Here is a 16,061-nt window from a genome sequence, read left to right on the forward strand (position 1 = left end):
CTCACGCCATGGCTTCTTTCATCATCGAAGGCAACCACCGCCTCAAAGGAGAAATCACACCGCAGGGTGCAAAAAACGAAGCACTCCAAGTGATCTGCGCCGTGTTGCTCACCTCGGAGGAGGTGCGCCTGCAAAACGTGCCCGACATCGTCGACGTCAATAACCTCATTCTCCTGCTGCGCGACATCGGCGTCAAAGTGACCTACAACGCACCGGGCGACATCACCTTCAAGGCCGACACGCTCAACCTCGACTATCTCCGCTCGCAGGAGTATCTCGACCGCTGCGCATCGCTCCGCGGATCGGTGCTCACCGTGGGGCCTCTGGTGGCGCGCCACGGAAGAGCCGTCATCAGCAAACCCGGCGGCGACAAAATAGGCCGCCGACGCCTCGACACTCACTTCTACGGATTGCAGAAACTGGGTGCGGCTTTCAACTTCGACCCCGACAACGACATCTTCGAGATGACGGCCGAACGCCTCAAAGGGGCATACATGTTGCTCGACGAAGCCTCCGTCACCGGAACGGCCAACATCGTCATGGCCGCCGTGCTGGCCGAAGGCACAACCACGATCTACAACGCCGCCTGCGAACCCTACCTGCAACAGCTCTGCCGACTGCTCAACAGCATGGGGGCACGCATATCGGGCATTGCCTCAAATCTCCTCACCATCGAGGGCGTGAAGGAGCTGCACGGAGCCACACACCGCATACTGCCCGATATGATCGAAATCGGCTCGTTCATCGGCATCGGAGCCATGGTGGGCGACGGCATCACCATAAAAAACGTTTCGCTCCCCGACCTCGGCATCATCCCCGACAGTTTCCGACGCCTCGGCATCGCCATCGAGGAGCGGGGCGACGACCTCTACATACCGGGCGGCAGGGGCTACGAAATCGAATCGTTTATCGACGGCTCGTTCATGACGCTTGCCGACGCGCCGTGGCCGGGACTGACCCCCGACCTCCTTTCCATTCTCATCGTCGTGGCCACACAGGCCAAGGGGAGCGTGCTCTTTCACCAAAAGATGTTTGAAAGCCGCCTCTTCTTCGTGGACAAGCTCATCGAAATGGGCGCGCAAATCATTCTCTGCGACCCCCACCGCGCCGTGGTCGTGGGCCACAATTTTGAACACCTGCTCAAAGCCCGACGCATGGTCAGTCCCGACATCCGCGCCGGCATTGCCATGCTCATCGCAGCCATGAGTGCAGAGGGCACAAGCCGCATCGACAACGTGGGACAGATCGACCGCGGATACGAACGCATCGAAGAACGACTCAACGCCCTCGGAGCAAAAATCACACGCCTCTGACGACACAAAACGCTTTCAACAAACAAACGCCATTTCTTTCAGCATGATCACTCCCGAAGAAGTATTCCTCATCGGACGCCTCACCCGAACACACGGCACGCGAGGCGAAGTGGAGCTGCGATTTACCGACGACGCCTTCGACCGTGGCACGGCCGAATATCTCGTGCTCCTGATCGACGGCATTTTCGTGCCCTTCTTCTTTGAAGAATACCGCTTCAAAAACAACGAGGCCGCGCTCTTCAAATTGGAAGACGTGGACAACGAGACCGACGCCCGACGCCTCGTGGGGCTTTCCGTCTATTATCCCCACGCCGCCCTCGACGAAGAGGCCGCCGGGGAGATGCGCAGTCTGCAAGCCCTCACCGGATTTCGGGTGCTCCTGCCCGACACCGAAAACACCCGCTCCGACGACGAAGGCATCGCCACGCGGGAACTGGGCACGGTGGTGAACGTGGCCACAACGCCCGCCACAACACTGCTCACCCTCGAAAACGAAGCGGGCGGGGAACTGCTCATCCCCTATCACGAGGATTTCCTTGTCGATGCCGACTTGCGCGAGCGATACATCGTGCTCAATCTGCCCGAAGGATTGCTGGAACTGAACGATTGACAGACCGTTCTTTTTCTTCATCTCCGTCCGCCGCGAAACTCCGTCTTTCCCTTTCCGAAAACAGAGGTTGCTCCCCGATGCCTCTCCCTGCTGACGGGAAAATAAGAAAACGCTTCACACACAAGTTTCATGAAACGAATTGCCATTCTCGGCTCCACAGGCTCCATCGGCACGCAAACGCTCGACATCGTGCGCGAACACCCCGACCGCTACGAGGCCTACGCCCTCACGGCACACAACAACGTCGAACTGCTCATTCGGCAGGCACGCGAGTTCCGTCCCGAAATCGTCGCCATTGCCAACGAAGACCACCATGCGCAGCTGCGCGAGGCCTTGGCCGATTTGCCCGTCAAGGTGTTTGCCGGAGCCGAAGCCCTTTGCGACGTTGTCCGCATGAGCGAGGTAGACGTCGTGCTCACCGCCATGGTGGGCTTCTCCGGACTGCGTCCCACCATCGCCGCCATTGAGGCCGGAAAAGACATTGCCTTGGCCAACAAAGAAACACTCGTCGTGGCCGGCGAACTGATCACGCGGCTGGCCGTCGAGCGAAAGGTGAGCGTGCTGCCCGTAGACAGCGAACATAGTGCCATTTTCCAATGTCTGGTGGGAGAAGACGGCAACGACATCGACAAGATACTGCTCACCGCATCGGGAGGGCCTTTTCGCCGGCACAGTCTCGACGAACTCGACCGCGTCACCGCCGCACACGCCCTGCAACACCCCAACTGGGAGATGGGCGCGAAAATCACCATCGACAGCGCCACGATGATGAACAAGGGTTTTGAAATGATCGAGGCCAAATGGCTCTTCGGCATCGAGCCGGAGCGCATCGAAGTGGTTGTGCATCCCGAAAGCATCGTACACAGTGCCGTGCAGTTTGCCGACGGATCGGTGAAAGCACAGCTCGGCGTGCCCGACATGCGCCTCCCCATACAATACGCCCTCTCCTTTCCCCGACGCGACACCCTCGGCGGAGAGCGACTCGACCTCTTCGCCCTGCGCAACCTCACCTTCGAACGCCCCGACTTCGACAAATTCGACTGCCTGCGCATCGCCTACGAAGCGGCCGAAACGGGAGGCAACATGCCCTGCATCGTCAATGCAGCCAACGAGGTGGCCAATCTCGCTTTCAGACAGGGACGCATCGCCTTTCGCGACATCGCAAGACTCATCCGACGCGCCATGACCGAAGCCGACTTCTGCGCCCGACCCGACCTCGACACCTATCTGCACACCGATGCCGAAACGCGACGCATCACGGCGGCCTGCATCTGATTTTCTCACACCACTCACTCATCTTGAACAAGATTTATGGAAATTTTTCTCATCAAAGCCCTGCAACTCATTCTCAGCATCTCGCTCTTGGTCGTACTCCACGAGTTCGGCCACTTCTTCTTCGCCAAACTCTTCGGCATCCGCGTTCATCGCTTCTGCCTCTTTTTCGACTTTTGGAAAGGCGGCCGCAAAGCCCTCCCCCTCGGACGGTGGGGCAACACGGACTTTGCCATCGGCTGGCTGCCCCTCGGCGGCTACGTCGACATAGCCGGCATGGTCGACGAAAGCACCGGAGCCGACGCCGTGGCCAAGGAAGAAGCGAAAATCCCGGCCGGCGAACTTTTCAAAAACAAACCGGCTTGGCAGCGACTGCTCGTGATGGTGGGCGGAGTGTTGGTCAATTTCCTTTTTGCACTCTTCGTTTACAGCATGGTCATGTTGGCGTGGGGCGAAGAGCGTTTGCCCGTGCGCAACATCACACACGGATTTTCTTTCTCGCCCACGGCCGAACAAATGGGCTTTCGCGACGGCGACCTCATCGTGGGGGCAGACAACGAAACCTACACCTATTTCAACCAAACCCGAATGCTGCGCGACTTGGGTAAGGCGGAAGTCATCCACGTCATGCGCAACGGACAACGCCTCGACATCCCCCTCGACGGCAACATCGATCTGCTTAAAATGGTCAAAGAGCAACCGCCCTTCGTGGCACTCACAACGCCCTCGATCGTAGACAGCGTCATGGCCGACGGAGCAGCCGCAAAAGGCGGACTGCGCAGCGGCGACCGCATCGTGGGTATGAACGGAAAAACGATCTCCACGTGGAACGAAATCGACGAACAACTCGCCGTCGTGCAAGACCAAATTGCCGCCGTGGAAGGCAAAGTGGAACAAAAAGTGTTGAAAACGACGCTCCTCGTCGAGCGGAAAGGAACGGCTCAAATCGACACACTCGCCTTTGCACTCAGTAACGAAGGCAAGCTCGGCGTGTTCAAACACAACGTGTTGGCCGACTACGCCACCGAAACCATCTCCCACAACCTCCTCTCGTGCTTTCCGGCAGGCATCACCCACGGCTGGGAGGTATTGAGCGGCTACGTGAGCGATCTGCGCTACATTTTCAGTGCCGAGGGAGTAAAGAGTGTAGGTTCGTTCGGCACGATTGGCAGCATCTTCCCCGCCACATGGGATTGGGCAGCGTTTTGGCAACTGACGGCGTTCATCTCCCTCATGCTAGCCTTCATGAACTTCCTGCCCATCCCCATGCTCGACGGCGGCTACATATTCATCACACTCCTCGAAGTGGTGACACGCCGCAAATTCTCCGACAAGTGGATCGAGCGCGTCAACACCGTGGGCTTCTACTTCGTGCTCGGACTGATGGCACTGGGGCTCTTCAACGACATCGTGCGCTTCGTTTTCTAAGGCTTGATGCCCCCTCGTTTTCAAAAAAACACAAATAAATTTTGCGGTTCACACAATAAATAGTATTTTTGTCGATATTGAAAGACGAATATCCATGAAAACTGCACTGTTCCATATCGCCCTCGCTCTCTCCGCGTGTTGTGGCCTTGCTTCCCCTGCAAGGGCGGCAGAGCCGGTGATGCTTCCGCCGAGCGGCCTCGAAGCGGCTCCGAACGAAGGCATCATCATCAGTGTGAAAGACAACCAAATCCGCATCCAAAACGCCGAAGGTCTTCACCTCGAAATCTATAACGTGGCAGGAATGAAAGTGGCCTCGCAACGCATAGAAACCGCGGACAAGACCGTCACCGCCAACCTCACAAGAGGCATTTATATCGTCAAAGTGGGCAAAGTGGCACGGCGCATCAACATTCTTTGATAAAGGAGACTATACTCTTCCACAAAAGAGGGATGCGCTCTGAAAAGACTGTCCTCTTTCATTCAAGATGCACTCGATAGCCACTTTTCATAAAACCATTCGTTTTACCACCTACGACAAAGGGCTGTACCAAACATATTTTGGTACAGCCCTTTGTTATTGTCGCCACATGAGCTAACGAAACACTCTATAAAAGGCTGCCTATTTCGGTTGGATACAAAAAATCCTCATACCCTTGTAAAGTATGAGGATTTGCAATAAGTATATTGGTGTTATTCTGCAGTCTTTTCTTCTACTGCGGCCTCTGCCTCTACGGCAGGAGCTTCGGCGGTTTCGGCTGCAACTTCGGCAGGAGCAGCTTCTGCAACCTTTCTGGAACGACGAGTACGCTTGGCCTTCTTTTCAGTCTTGGCCATGTTCTCGTTGTAATCAACCAACTCGATGAAGCACATGGGTGCTGCGTCCTGAGCGCGGAAACCGGTTTTGATGATGCGGGTGTAACCGCCGGGACGATCGGCAACCTTTACACTGACTTCCTTGAAAAGTTCAGTGACGGCATACTTATCTTTGAGGTAAGAGAACACTACGCGACGGCTGTTGGTGGTGTCCTGCTTAGACTTGGTGATAAGAGGCTCGACGTACTTCTTCAACGCCTTTGCCTTAGCGACAGTCGTAGTGATTCTTTTGTGCTTGATCAACGATACGGCCATATTGGCAAGCATGGCAGAACGATGAGAAGCAGTACGACTGAGATGATTGAATTTCTTATTGTGTCTCATTGATGTACTTGTTTTAATTAGGATAGTTGATTAACCACTGTGCACAGAGGCCGAGGTTAGTCCTTGTCCAATTTGTATTTGGTAATGTCGGTTCCAAACGACAGATTCAGACTCTCGAGCAAATCATCAAGCTCAGTGAGCGATTTCCTACCGAAGTTGCGGAATTTGAGGAGGTCGTTCTTGTTGTATTGAACGAGGTCGCCGAGGGTCTCGACGTCGGCGGCTTTCAAGCAATTGAGCGCGCGAACGGAGAGGTTCATGTCGACGAGCTTCGTTTTGAGCAACTGACGCATGTGAAGCACTTCTTCATCAAATTCTTCGTTGTCGGCATCGGGTGCGTCATCAACGGTGATCTTCTCGTCGGAGAAGAGCATGAAATGATAAATTAGGATCTTCGCAGCCTCTTTGAGGGCATCTTTCGGGTGAATGGAACCGTCCGTGGAAACTTCGAGCACGAGTTTGTCGTAGTCGGTCTTCTGCTCTACGCGGAAAGGCTCTACGGCGTACTTGACGTTACGGATGGGGGTGTAAATGGAGTCGATGGGAATTACGTTGACGTCGGTGCAGAACTCGCGATTTTCATCAGCGGGGACATATCCGCGACCCTTGTTGATCGTAACCTCAATCGTCATCGTGGCTTTGGAGTCCAAATGGCAAATGGTGAGTTCGGGGTTGAGCACCTCGAAACCGGAAAGTTGCTTTCCGATGTCACCTGCATTGAACTCTGTGGAGTTCGAGATGGTGATACTTGCTTTCTCTGTCTCGAATTCTTCTACTAACTGTTTGAAGCGAACTTGCTTCAACTTGAGAATGATGTTGGTTACGTCCTCCTTCACTCCGGGCACGGAAGCAAACTCGTGTTCCACGCCGTCAATTTTGATAGCGCAAATCGCGAAACCTTCCAGTGAAGAGAGCAGGATGCGACGCAAAGCATTTCCGACGGTTGTACCGAAACCGGGCTCCAAAGGACGGAATTCAAACTTTCCATACTTGGAGTCGTTTTCGAGCATGACTACCTTATCGGGCTTTTGGAATGCTAATATCGCCATGAAAAATCGTATTATGAATTAGTTCTTAGAGTAGAGCTCGACAATCAGCTGTTCCTTGATGTTTTCAGGGATGTCAGCACGTTCGGGCTTGTGGAGGAGCTTACCGGACTTGGTAGCTTCGTCCCACTCGATCCAAGGATACTTGGAGTGGTTGAAACCTGCAAGGGCATCGGCCACCACTTCGAGCGATTTGGAACGCTCGCGAACTCCAACGATTTGACCGGGCTTTACGCTGTAAGAGGCGATATTGACCACACGACCGTCTACCGTGATGTGCTTATGGTTGACAAGCTGACGAGCGGCAGAGCGAGTGGGAGCGATTCCGAGGCGGTAAACCACGTTGTCAAGACGACATTCGAGGCTTTGGAGAAGAATCTCACCGGTAATACCGCTGGCAGCGGCAGCCTTATCGAAGAGGTTGCGGAACTGCTTTTCAAGAACGCCGTAGGTGTATTTTGCCTTCTGCTTCTCGGCGAGCATGACACCGTATTCGGAAGTCTTGCGGCGACGCACGTTTTGGTTGCGACCTTGCATGCGTTTGGTAGTGTTGCCAAAGATGTCTTCACCGAATTTGCGAGAAAGACGAACCTTAGGACCTGTATATCTTGCCATAGTTTAATATCTTTGTTTTTCGTTCAACAATTGGTCGATTACACACGACGACGCTTGGGAGGACGGCAGCCGTTGTGGGGAAGAGGAGTAACGTCGATGATTTCGACCACCTCTATACCGGCTCCGTGGCAGGCGCGGATGGCACTTTCACGACCGTTTCCGGGGCCTTTGACATAAGCTTTCACTTTGCGAAGACCGAGATCGTAAGCTACTTTGGCGCAATCCTGAGCGGCCATTTGAGCAGCGTAGGGAGTGTTCTTCTTAGAACCGCGGAATCCCATTTTACCGGCACTCGACCAAGAGATAACCTGACCTTCGCCGTTGGCGAGTGATACGATGATATTGTTGAAAGAGCTGTGAACGTGAAGCTGACCTTGTGCATCAACCTTTACGTTTCTCTTTTTTGCAGAGACTGTTTTCTTTGCCATAATTTACAGATTATTTAGTAGCCTTCTTCTTGTTAGCAACAGTCTTCTTGCGACCCTTGCGAGTACGAGCATTGTTTTTCGTGCTCTGTCCGCGAAGGGGAAGACCGATACGATGACGGACACCACGGTAGCAACCGATATCCATAAGACGCTTGATGTTCAGCTGAACTTCGGAGCGAAGATCACCCTCCACTTTGAATTCTGCGCCAATGATTTCACGGATTTTGGCGGCTTGATCGTCCGTCCAATCCTTTACTTTGATGTCTCTGTCAATGCCGGCTTTGTCAAGGATTTTTGCCGAGCTACTACGACCGATACCATAGATATAGGTCAAAGCGATTTCGCCTCGCTTATTCTGAGGTAAATCAACACCAACAATTCTTATTGCCATATACTTATTTTTGTTTTTTGCAAGTTGGATTAACCCTGACGAGTCTTAAACTTAGGGTTCTTCTTGTTAATCACATAGAGGCGGCCCTTGCGACGTACGATTTTGCAGTCGGCAGTGCGCTTCTTCAAGGATGCTCTTGTTTTCATATCTTGATTGTTTTTTTATTTGTATCGGAAAACGATTCTGCCTTTCGACAAATCGTACGGGCTCATTTCAACCTTCACCTTGTCGCCGGGAAGAATTTTAATGTAGTGCATACGCATCTTTCCGGAGATATGAGCGGTGATGGGGTGACCGTTCTCTAACTCTACACGGAACATTGCGTTGCTCAAAGCCTCAATGATCGTTCCGTCTTGTTCAATTGCAGTTTGTTTAGCCATATTTCTGATGAGAGATTTAATAGAGATGTCCTTCTATCTCTTCGATGATGTCGAAGGTCGAAAGGATGTCCGCTTTTCCATTGTGAATGGCAATGGTGTGCTCAAAATGAGCGGCGGGTTTTCGATCGCGAGTGATCACGCTCCACTGATCGGGAAGTAATCCGATTTCGGGAGAACCGAGCGTTATCATCGGTTCGATGGCGATGCAGAGTCCGTTTTTCAGCTGTTTGCCCGTTCCGGGACGTCCATAATTGGGAACAGCCGGATCTTCATGCATTTCGCGCCCGATGCCGTGACCGACAAATTCACGTACCACTCCATAACCCAAAGGCTCGCAATGACTCTGAACGGCATAACCGATATCGCCAATACGACGGCCGGGAAGGGCGGTTTCGATGGCTTTGTAAAGACTGTCTTTCGTGGCGCGAAGCAAACCTTTGACTTCCTCACTCACTTCTCCAACACAAAAAGTGTAGGCAGAGTCTCCGCAAAATCCATTGAGCAACGTGCCGCAGTCTACCGAAACGATGTCGCCATCGCGGAGGGGCTCGTCAGTGGGAATTCCGTGAACCACGCACTCATTGACCGAAGTACAAAGTGAGGCGGGGAAAGGATCGGCGTCTTTGAAACTCGCAGGGAATCCCTTAAAAGTCGGGATGGCTCCGTGATCGCGAATGAATTGTTCGGCCAAGGTGTCTAACTGACGTGTAGACACGCCCGGCTTCACATGTTTTGCGATTTCTGCGAGTGTTGCGCTGACCAATAAATTGGCTTTGCGCAACAACTCTATTTCTTCTTCTGTTTTCAGATAAATCATCTGATTAACGTTCGATTGGCCTTATACGTTTGAACGGTTGCGTGTGTGTCCTGCGTTGAGCATTCGATCATAGTTGCGCACAGACATATGACTGTCGATTTGTTGAAGTGTGTCGAGAACCACTCCGACAAGAATGAGCAACGACGTGCCACCAAAGAATTGTGCAAATCCCTGAGTGATGCCGAAGAAGCCGGCAAAAGTGGGGAGAATGGCAATCAAAGCAATGAAGAGCGAACCGGGCAAGGTGAGATGTGACATCACATTGTCGATATAGTCTGCGGTATCCTTACCGGGCTTAACTCCGGGAATGAAACCGTTGTTGCGCTTCATGTCTTCCGCCATTTGCACGGGGTTCATGGTGATGGCCGTGTAGAAATAGGTGAAAGCTACAATGAGGAATACAAACACGAGGTTGTAAAGCACACTGGAATGATCAAGGAACTGATGAAGCACCGGATTTTGACTTCCGGACAACTGTACCAGCATCATGGGAATAAACATGATGGCTTGGGCAAAGATGATGGGCATCACGTTGGCAGCAAAAAGTTTGAGAGGGATGTACTGACGTGCACCGCCAACTTGATTTTGGCCTTTTCCTTCAATTCGTTTAGCGTACTGTACAGGAACTTTACGCACCGCCCTTACCAAAAGAATGGCCACTGCCATCACCGCAACCAATGCAATGATCTCAACGAGAAACTTGATCAGTCCGCCACCGGCTGCACCCGAAAGTGCAGTAGTAGCTTCTTGAACGAAAGAAACCGGGAGGCGAGCAATGATACCGATCATGATGATCACAGAAACACCGTTGCCGATGCCACGATCTGTGATTCGCTCACCCAACCAGAGAACAAACATGGATCCTGCGGTGAGGATAATGGTTGAAGACAACATAAAGCCGAAACCATCACCCATCAAAAACGCACCGCTTCCTTCGGTTTGCTTTTTGAGATAGAGCAAATAGGCGGGGGCTTGGAAAGCGAGAATAAGCAAAGTCAAAATACGCGTGTATTGATTGATCTTGCGACGGCCGCTTTCACCTTCGCGTTGCATCTTTTGGAAATAGGGAACTGCAACAGCCAAGAGTTGAATAACAATCGAAGCTGTGATGTAGGGCATAATACCCAAAGCAAAGATTGAAGCTTGAGAGAATGCACCACCAGAGAACATGTTGAGGAGCGACATCAAGCCACCCTTCGTCTGTTCCTGCAGCTGAGCCAAAGCATTGGAGTCGATACCGGGAAGCACCACGGTCGATCCAAAACGATAAATGGCCACGAACAGAATGGTGATGAGGATGCGCATACGCAAGTCCTCAATGCGCCAAATGTTCTTGAGAGTTTCGATTATTTTTTTCATTCGACTCTTAGATTTACGTTAGTTTTAGAGTTTCGTAGCAGTACCTCCGGCAGCCGTAATGGCAGCTTCGGCACTCTTCGAGAAAGCATGAGCTTCAACAGTGAGTTTGGTTTTGAGTTCACCGTTACCGAGGACTTTAACAAGTGTTTTGGTGTTGATGAAGCCGGCTTCAAGCAGTTCGTTCAAACCGATTTTTTCGAGGTTCTTGGCCTCGGAAAGGGTTTGAAGCGTGCTCAAATTGATCGCCTTGTATTCTACACGGTTGATGTTCTTGAAACCAAACTTGGGAAGACGACGTTGGAGGGGCATCTGACCACCTTCGAAACCAATCTTCTTGCTGTAGCCGGAGCGTGACTTGGCACCCTTATGACCGCGAGTAGAGGTACCGCCCAAGCCGGAGCCGGGACCGCGACCAATGCGCTTGCGAGTCTGAGTTGAGCCGTTTGCAGGCTTAAGAGTATGTAATTTCATAATGTCGTTACGTTTTTATTATTCTACAACAGTTACCAAGTGGTGAACCTTGCGAACCATACCGCGAGAACAGGCATTGTCTTCGAGTTCAACTACTTGATAGAGCTTGGTGAGGCCGAGCGCATCAAGGGTGCGCTTTTGATCGATGGAAGCACCGATACGGCTGCGAGTTTGCTTGATCTTTATAGTTGCCATAATGATTAACCTCTGAAAACTTTATCCATGGATATTCCGCGATGCTGGGCGACAGTGCGTGCATCACGCATTTCTGCAAGTGCGGCGATGGTGGCCTTTACAAGGTTGTGGGGGTTGGAAGAACCCTTCGACTTGGCAAGGACATTGTGAATGCCGACGCTTTCGAGCACGGGGCGCATAGCACCACCGGCTACAACTCCGGTACCTTCGGCAGCGGGGAGAAGCAACACCTCTGCTCCACCATAGCGAGCAGCTTGCTCGTGGGGAACGGTGCCCTTGATTACGGGAACCTTAACGAGGTTTTTCTTGGCAGCTTCCACGCCTTTGGCAATGGCAGCGGTTACTTCACCGGCTTTACCGAGACCGTAACCGATCACTCCCTTTCCGTCTCCCACTACCACAATGGCAGCGAACGTAAAGGTGCGACCACCCTTAGTTACCTTTGTCACACGATTGATAGCAACGAGTCTATCTTTCAATTCTTCATTGTTTGCGTTTACTCTGTTTGCCATAATCCTTAGAATTTGAGTCCACCATTACGAGCGCCTTCGGCAACTTCCTTTACGCGACCGTGGTAGAGGTAACCGTTACGGTCAAAAACTACAGTCGAAATTCCGGCTTCGATAGCCTTTTTAGCAACAGCTTCTCCTACTTTGAAAGCCTGTTCTTTCTTAGGACAGGCGTCAAGTCCAAGTGAAGAAGCGGCAACGAGTGTTTTACCGGTCTCGTCGTTGATGATCTGAACATAGATCTGCTTGTTGCTACGGAACACGCTCATGCGAGGACGCTCGGTGGTTCCGGAGATTTTATTGCGTACGCGATACTTAATCTTAACGCGTCTTGCTTCTTTTTGTTTTGTCATAATCTTAGTCGTGATTAGAATTACTTAGCACCTGCCGACTTACCGGACTTACGACGGATTTGCTCGCCGACATAGAGTACACCCTTACCCTTATAAGGTTCAGGTTTGCGGAAAGAGCGAATCTTGGCGCAAATGAGGCCGAGAAGTTGCTTGTCGCAAGAAGTGAGGCAAATATAGGGGTTCTTGTTACGCTCCATCTTGGTTTCCACAGAGACTTCCTTGGGAAGCTCAATGACGATGGGGTGGGTAAAACCTAACGAGAAGGTCACGCGGTTTCCTGCGTTTTCAACACGGAAACCAACACCGACAAGTTCCATTTCTGCTTTATACTGCTCAGTCACGCCAACTACCATGTTGTTGACCAAAGCACGATAAAGGCCATGGAAAGCCTGCTTCTGCTTTTGTTCCACTTCGCTCTCTTCATTGATAGCGAAAGTGATCTGATCATTTTCGATTGTGACAGTGATAGAGGGATCAACAGCCTGAGAGAGTTCACCCTTCGGACCTTTAACGGTCACTACATTATCCTGCAAAGTAACTTGTACGCCTGCGGGAATGTTAATCGGCAATTTACCAATTCTAGACATTTTGTTCCTTCTTATTATTAATATACATAGCAAAGAACCTCACCGCCGATTTTTTGGGTGGCCGCTTCTTTGTCAGTCATTACACCTTTGGACGTGGAAATGATGGCAACACCCAGTCCGTTAATAACACGCGGCATATCGCGGTAGCCGGTGTACTTACGCATACCGGGGGTAGATACGCGAATAAGACGCTTGATGGCACTTACCTTTGTAGAAGGATGATACTTCAAAGCGATCTTAATCGTTCCCTGAGGGCCGTCTTCTTCAAACTTGTAGTTGAGAATGTAGCCTTTTTCAAAAAGGATTTTGGTGATGTCCTTCTTCAAATTTGACGCAGGTACTTCCACAACGCGGTGTTTAGCTTGGATCGCGTTGCGAAGACGGGTCAAATAGTCTGCTATAGGATCTGTCATTATTGAGAGTTTAATTTATCGGGACTTTCCCGACAGTGTTAAAATTGAGAATTTGTCACGAAATGTGAGCGACTTACCAAGAAGCCTTGCGAACGCCGGGAATCAGACCTGCCGATGCCATTTCGCGGAACTGAATACGAGAAAGGCCGAAGAGGCGAATATAACCTTTGGGGCGACCCGTAATGGCGCAGCGGTTGTGCAAACGGATGGGATTGGCGTTGCGGGGAATGGATTGGAGCTTTTGAGCTGCCTCGAAAGCTGCCTGAGGGTCATCGCTGGTATTTACGATTTTTTTGAGGGCAGCACGCTTGGCGGCATACTTAGCAACCATCTTGGCACGCTTGATTTCGCGTGCTTTCATTGATTCTTTTGCCATATCGCGAATTAGTTGTTTTTTGCGTTCTTAAAGGGAAGGCCGAACTCTTTGAGCAATGCGTAACCCTCTTCATCGGTAGCAGCAGAGGTAACGAACGTGATGTTCATACCGAGGATGCGGTCGATGGCGTCGATATTGATTTCAGGGAAAATGATTTGTTCCTGAATACCGAGGGTGTAGTTTCCGCGTCCGTCAAACTTGCTTTCGATACCCTTGAAGTCACGAATACGGGGAAGGGCTACACGAACGAGTTTTTCAAGGAATTCGTACATACGCTCACGACGAAGAGTAACCATCACACCGATAGGCATCTTCTTACGGAGCTTAAAGTTAGACACGTCCTTTTTAGAAACGGTAGCCACGGCTTTCTGGCCGGTGATGGCGGTCAATTCATTGATGGCAACATCAATGATTTTCTTATCTGCCGTTGCCATTCCGAGTCCTTGGTTGATCACGATCTTTTTGAGGACGGGAGTCTGCATGGAAGAAGAGTAGTTGAACTGCTTCATCAACGCGGGAGCGATGCGCTCCTTATATTCTTTCTTGAGTTGTGCTGTATTCATTACTTAATCTCCTCTCCTGATTTTTTAGCGATTCGAACGAGTTTACCATCTTTGAGCTGGCGTCCGATACGAGTCGGTTTTCCGGTTTTGGGGTCAACCACGTTCAAGTTGGAAATATGAATAGGAGCTTCGGTCTTGACGAAACCACCCTGAGGATTTTTTGCACTGGGCTTTTGGCTCTTTTGAACCATATTGACACCTTCCACGATGGCGCGTTGCTTATCAACGAGCACAAGGGTAACCACTCCGGTCTTTCCCTTATCCTTGCCTGCGAGCACGCAAACGGTGTCACCCTTCTTAATATGTAACTTACTCATTTGAGATGATAGTCTTTATACTGTTGGGGGATTAGAGTACTTCGGGCGCCAAAGACACGACCTTCATGTTCACAGCACGAAGCTCACGGGCTACGGGGCCGAAGATACGGCTGCCTCTCAACTCACCGGCGTTGTTCAACAATACGCAGGCATTGTCATCAAAGCGGATGTAGGAACCGTCGGGACGACGGATTTCCTTCTTCGTGCGAACGATCAGGGCTTTTGAAACAGCACCTTTCTTAATATCACTTGACGGAATCACGCTCTTCACAGAGACTACGATGACATCGCCTACGGAGGCGTAGCGACGACGAGTACCGCCGAGCACGCGAATGCAGAGTGCCTCACGAGCACCGCTGTTATCGCAAACAGTTAATCTTGATTCTGACTGGATCATAATTACTTAGCTCTTTCTACGATTTCAACAACTCTCCAACGCTTAGTTTTGCTCAAAGGACGAGTTTCCATGATGAGCACGGTGTCACCGACGTTGCAGTCGTTTTTCTCGTCGTGTGCGTGGTACTTCTTAGTCTTGGAGACGAACTTACCATAAATGGGGTGTTTTTCCTTAAACTTGGCAGCCACAACGATGGTTTTCTCCATCTTATTGCTGACAACAACACCCTGTCGAGTTTTTCTTAAATTTCTTTCCATTCTGGATTGTGTATTGTTTTGGTTTCGGCGGTTGCTCTCTACATTCAAATGCTTCGTGCTCATTTGAGCGATGCTTCGTGCTCCTCAGTTCCTCAGTGGCCGTCTTCAAAGAGAGAAACTATGAATGCAAGAGTCACCTCCTAATTCCGTTTTTACTTCTCGTTCAACACAGTCTTCATCTTGGCGATGGTGCGACGAAGCGTCTTGATCTGTGCAGGATTTTCCAGGGGAGAGATGCTGTGGTTGAGCACCAAAGTTTCATAGGCAGCAACCTCAGCCGCAAGGCGTTCTGCAAGTTCGCCTTTGCTTTTGAGTTCACGAATTTCTGCAATTTTCATAATCAAGCTTTTTTGTCGTAGTCGTGTCTTACAATGAACTTAGTGGTCACGGGCAGCTTCTGTGCGGCGAGGCGAAGAGCTTCCTTTGCCACTTCGAAGGGTACGCCTTCGATTTCGAAGATGATGCGACCGGGAGTGATGGGGAACACATATCCAACGGGATCACCCTTACCCTTACCCATGCGGACGTCGGCAGGTTTTTTGGTAACGGGTTTATCGGGGAAGATGCGAATCCAGCTCTGTCCCTCACGCTGCATGTAGCGTGTCATGGCGATACGGGCAGCTTCGATCTGACGACCGGTGATCCAGTGTGTATCGAGGCTTTTGATACCAAAACTTCCAAAAGCGAGTTGGTTGCCGCGTTGCGCCGTGCCTTTGCTGCGACCTTTATGCGGTCTGCGATATTTTGTTCTTTTAGGCTGTAACATA

At 51.2% G+C, this 16,061-nt stretch carries 27 protein-coding genes; 5 read left to right on the forward strand and 22 right to left on the reverse strand.

What is annotated here, in order from left to right:
• The first annotated feature begins 8 nt into the window (after positions 1 to 8).
• The 5 genes from murA (at position 9) to EII14_RS02960 (ending at position 5,041) form a co-directional block, all read left to right on the forward strand.
• Complete coding sequence (gene murA / locus EII14_RS02940; protein ID WP_124931076.1) at positions 9 to 1,313, forward strand: UDP-N-acetylglucosamine 1-carboxyvinyltransferase; 1,305 nt, start codon at positions 9 to 11, stop codon at positions 1,311 to 1,313.
• A 43-nt stretch (positions 1,314 to 1,356) separates the two neighbouring features.
• Positions 1,357 to 1,923, forward strand: coding sequence for a ribosome maturation factor RimM (rimM, locus tag EII14_RS02945; RefSeq protein WP_124931077.1), 567 nt, complete (start codon positions 1,357 to 1,359; stop codon positions 1,921 to 1,923).
• Positions 1,924 to 2,052: 129 nt separating this feature from the next.
• On the forward strand, positions 2,053 to 3,198 hold the full coding sequence (locus EII14_RS02950; protein WP_124931078.1) for a 1-deoxy-D-xylulose-5-phosphate reductoisomerase: 1,146 nt from the start codon (positions 2,053 to 2,055) through the stop codon (positions 3,196 to 3,198).
• Positions 3,199 to 3,234: 36 nt separating this feature from the next.
• A complete protein-coding gene (gene rseP, locus EII14_RS02955) occupies positions 3,235 to 4,623 on the forward strand; it encodes an RIP metalloprotease RseP (RefSeq protein ID WP_124931079.1) in 1,389 nt (462 codons plus the stop codon).
• 94 nt (positions 4,624 to 4,717) lie between these two features.
• Entirely contained in the window at positions 4,718 to 5,041 is a 324-nt protein-coding gene (locus EII14_RS02960; protein WP_124931080.1) for a T9SS type A sorting domain-containing protein, read from the forward strand.
• A 272-nt stretch (positions 5,042 to 5,313) separates the two neighbouring features.
• Here EII14_RS02960 and rplQ read toward each other — a convergent pair whose 3' ends face one another.
• The 22 genes from rplQ to rplP form a co-directional block, all read right to left on the reverse strand.
• The gene (gene rplQ / locus EII14_RS02965) at positions 5,314 to 5,820 is read right to left on the reverse strand and encodes a 50S ribosomal protein L17 (protein ID WP_124931081.1); all 507 of its coding nucleotides are present in this window, start codon (positions 5,818 to 5,820) and stop codon (positions 5,314 to 5,316) included.
• 56 nt (positions 5,821 to 5,876) lie between these two features.
• The gene (locus tag EII14_RS02970; protein ID WP_124931082.1) at positions 5,877 to 6,869 is read right to left on the reverse strand and encodes a DNA-directed RNA polymerase subunit alpha; all 993 of its coding nucleotides are present in this window, start codon (positions 6,867 to 6,869) and stop codon (positions 5,877 to 5,879) included.
• An 18-nt stretch (positions 6,870 to 6,887) separates the two neighbouring features.
• Positions 6,888 to 7,481 (reverse strand): 30S ribosomal protein S4, encoded by a 594-nt coding sequence (gene rpsD, locus EII14_RS02975; RefSeq protein WP_124931083.1) that lies wholly within the window; start codon positions 7,479 to 7,481, stop codon positions 6,888 to 6,890.
• A 38-nt stretch (positions 7,482 to 7,519) separates the two neighbouring features.
• The gene (rpsK, locus tag EII14_RS02980; RefSeq protein ID WP_124931084.1) at positions 7,520 to 7,909 is read right to left on the reverse strand and encodes a 30S ribosomal protein S11; all 390 of its coding nucleotides are present in this window, start codon (positions 7,907 to 7,909) and stop codon (positions 7,520 to 7,522) included.
• Positions 7,910 to 7,919: 10 nt separating this feature from the next.
• Positions 7,920 to 8,300: a 30S ribosomal protein S13 gene (gene rpsM / locus EII14_RS02985; protein ID WP_124931085.1), complete on the reverse strand. Its 381-nt coding sequence runs from the start codon at positions 8,298 to 8,300 to the stop codon at positions 7,920 to 7,922.
• A 29-nt stretch (positions 8,301 to 8,329) separates the two neighbouring features.
• A complete protein-coding gene (gene ykgO / locus EII14_RS02990; RefSeq protein WP_009752289.1) occupies positions 8,330 to 8,446 on the reverse strand; it encodes a type B 50S ribosomal protein L36 in 117 nt (38 codons plus the stop codon).
• Between the two features lie 15 nt (positions 8,447 to 8,461).
• Positions 8,462 to 8,680, reverse strand: coding sequence for a translation initiation factor IF-1 (infA, locus tag EII14_RS02995; protein ID WP_124931086.1), 219 nt, complete (start codon positions 8,678 to 8,680; stop codon positions 8,462 to 8,464).
• 16 nt (positions 8,681 to 8,696) lie between these two features.
• Positions 8,697 to 9,497, reverse strand: coding sequence for a type I methionyl aminopeptidase (gene map, locus EII14_RS03000; protein WP_124931087.1), 801 nt, complete (start codon positions 9,495 to 9,497; stop codon positions 8,697 to 8,699).
• Positions 9,498 to 9,518: 21 nt separating this feature from the next.
• A complete protein-coding gene (gene secY, locus EII14_RS03005; protein ID WP_124931088.1) occupies positions 9,519 to 10,856 on the reverse strand; it encodes a preprotein translocase subunit SecY in 1,338 nt (445 codons plus the stop codon).
• A 24-nt stretch (positions 10,857 to 10,880) separates the two neighbouring features.
• Entirely contained in the window at positions 10,881 to 11,327 is a 447-nt protein-coding gene (rplO, locus tag EII14_RS03010; RefSeq protein WP_124931089.1) for a 50S ribosomal protein L15, read from the reverse strand.
• An 18-nt stretch (positions 11,328 to 11,345) separates the two neighbouring features.
• Positions 11,346 to 11,522 (reverse strand): 50S ribosomal protein L30, encoded by a 177-nt coding sequence (gene rpmD / locus EII14_RS03015; RefSeq protein WP_124931090.1) that lies wholly within the window; start codon positions 11,520 to 11,522, stop codon positions 11,346 to 11,348.
• A 5-nt stretch (positions 11,523 to 11,527) separates the two neighbouring features.
• Complete coding sequence (rpsE, locus tag EII14_RS03020) at positions 11,528 to 12,034, reverse strand: 30S ribosomal protein S5 (RefSeq protein ID WP_124931091.1); 507 nt, start codon at positions 12,032 to 12,034, stop codon at positions 11,528 to 11,530.
• A 5-nt stretch (positions 12,035 to 12,039) separates the two neighbouring features.
• The gene (gene rplR, locus EII14_RS03025) at positions 12,040 to 12,399 is read right to left on the reverse strand and encodes a 50S ribosomal protein L18 (RefSeq protein WP_370241793.1); all 360 of its coding nucleotides are present in this window, start codon (positions 12,397 to 12,399) and stop codon (positions 12,040 to 12,042) included.
• Between the two features lie 5 nt (positions 12,400 to 12,404).
• Entirely contained in the window at positions 12,405 to 12,971 is a 567-nt protein-coding gene (rplF, locus tag EII14_RS03030) for a 50S ribosomal protein L6 (protein ID WP_124931093.1), read from the reverse strand.
• Positions 12,972 to 12,988: 17 nt separating this feature from the next.
• Entirely contained in the window at positions 12,989 to 13,384 is a 396-nt protein-coding gene (rpsH, locus tag EII14_RS03035; protein ID WP_124931094.1) for a 30S ribosomal protein S8, read from the reverse strand.
• A gap of 73 nt (positions 13,385 to 13,457) precedes the next feature.
• Positions 13,458 to 13,760 carry a 30S ribosomal protein S14 gene (gene rpsN, locus EII14_RS03040; protein WP_124931095.1) on the reverse strand — a complete coding sequence of 101 codons (303 nt, stop codon included), beginning with the start codon at positions 13,758 to 13,760 and terminating at the stop codon, positions 13,458 to 13,460.
• A gap of 8 nt (positions 13,761 to 13,768) precedes the next feature.
• Positions 13,769 to 14,323, reverse strand: coding sequence for a 50S ribosomal protein L5 (gene rplE / locus EII14_RS03045; RefSeq protein WP_124931096.1), 555 nt, complete (start codon positions 14,321 to 14,323; stop codon positions 13,769 to 13,771).
• Positions 14,323 to 14,640 (reverse strand): 50S ribosomal protein L24, encoded by a 318-nt coding sequence (gene rplX / locus EII14_RS03050; RefSeq protein WP_124931097.1) that lies wholly within the window; start codon positions 14,638 to 14,640, stop codon positions 14,323 to 14,325. The genes rplE and rplX overlap by 1 nt, the downstream gene beginning before the upstream one ends.
• A 31-nt stretch (positions 14,641 to 14,671) precedes the next feature.
• Positions 14,672 to 15,037: a 50S ribosomal protein L14 gene (gene rplN, locus EII14_RS03055; RefSeq protein ID WP_124931098.1), complete on the reverse strand. Its 366-nt coding sequence runs from the start codon at positions 15,035 to 15,037 to the stop codon at positions 14,672 to 14,674.
• 2 nt (positions 15,038 to 15,039) lie between these two features.
• Positions 15,040 to 15,294: a 30S ribosomal protein S17 gene (gene rpsQ / locus EII14_RS03060; RefSeq protein WP_124931099.1), complete on the reverse strand. Its 255-nt coding sequence runs from the start codon at positions 15,292 to 15,294 to the stop codon at positions 15,040 to 15,042.
• Between the two features lie 152 nt (positions 15,295 to 15,446).
• Positions 15,447 to 15,632: a 50S ribosomal protein L29 gene (gene rpmC, locus EII14_RS03065; RefSeq protein WP_124931100.1), complete on the reverse strand. Its 186-nt coding sequence runs from the start codon at positions 15,630 to 15,632 to the stop codon at positions 15,447 to 15,449.
• Between the two features lie 2 nt (positions 15,633 to 15,634).
• Positions 15,635 to 16,060 carry a 50S ribosomal protein L16 gene (gene rplP, locus EII14_RS03070; RefSeq protein ID WP_124931101.1) on the reverse strand — a complete coding sequence of 142 codons (426 nt, stop codon included), beginning with the start codon at positions 16,058 to 16,060 and terminating at the stop codon, positions 15,635 to 15,637.
• Between the last annotated feature and the right edge of the window lies 1 nt (position 16,061).

It is taken from the genome of Alloprevotella sp. OH1205_COT-284, from assembly GCF_003859795.1.
In the GTDB taxonomy this organism is placed as follows: domain Bacteria; phylum Bacteroidota; class Bacteroidia; order Bacteroidales; family Bacteroidaceae; genus Alloprevotella.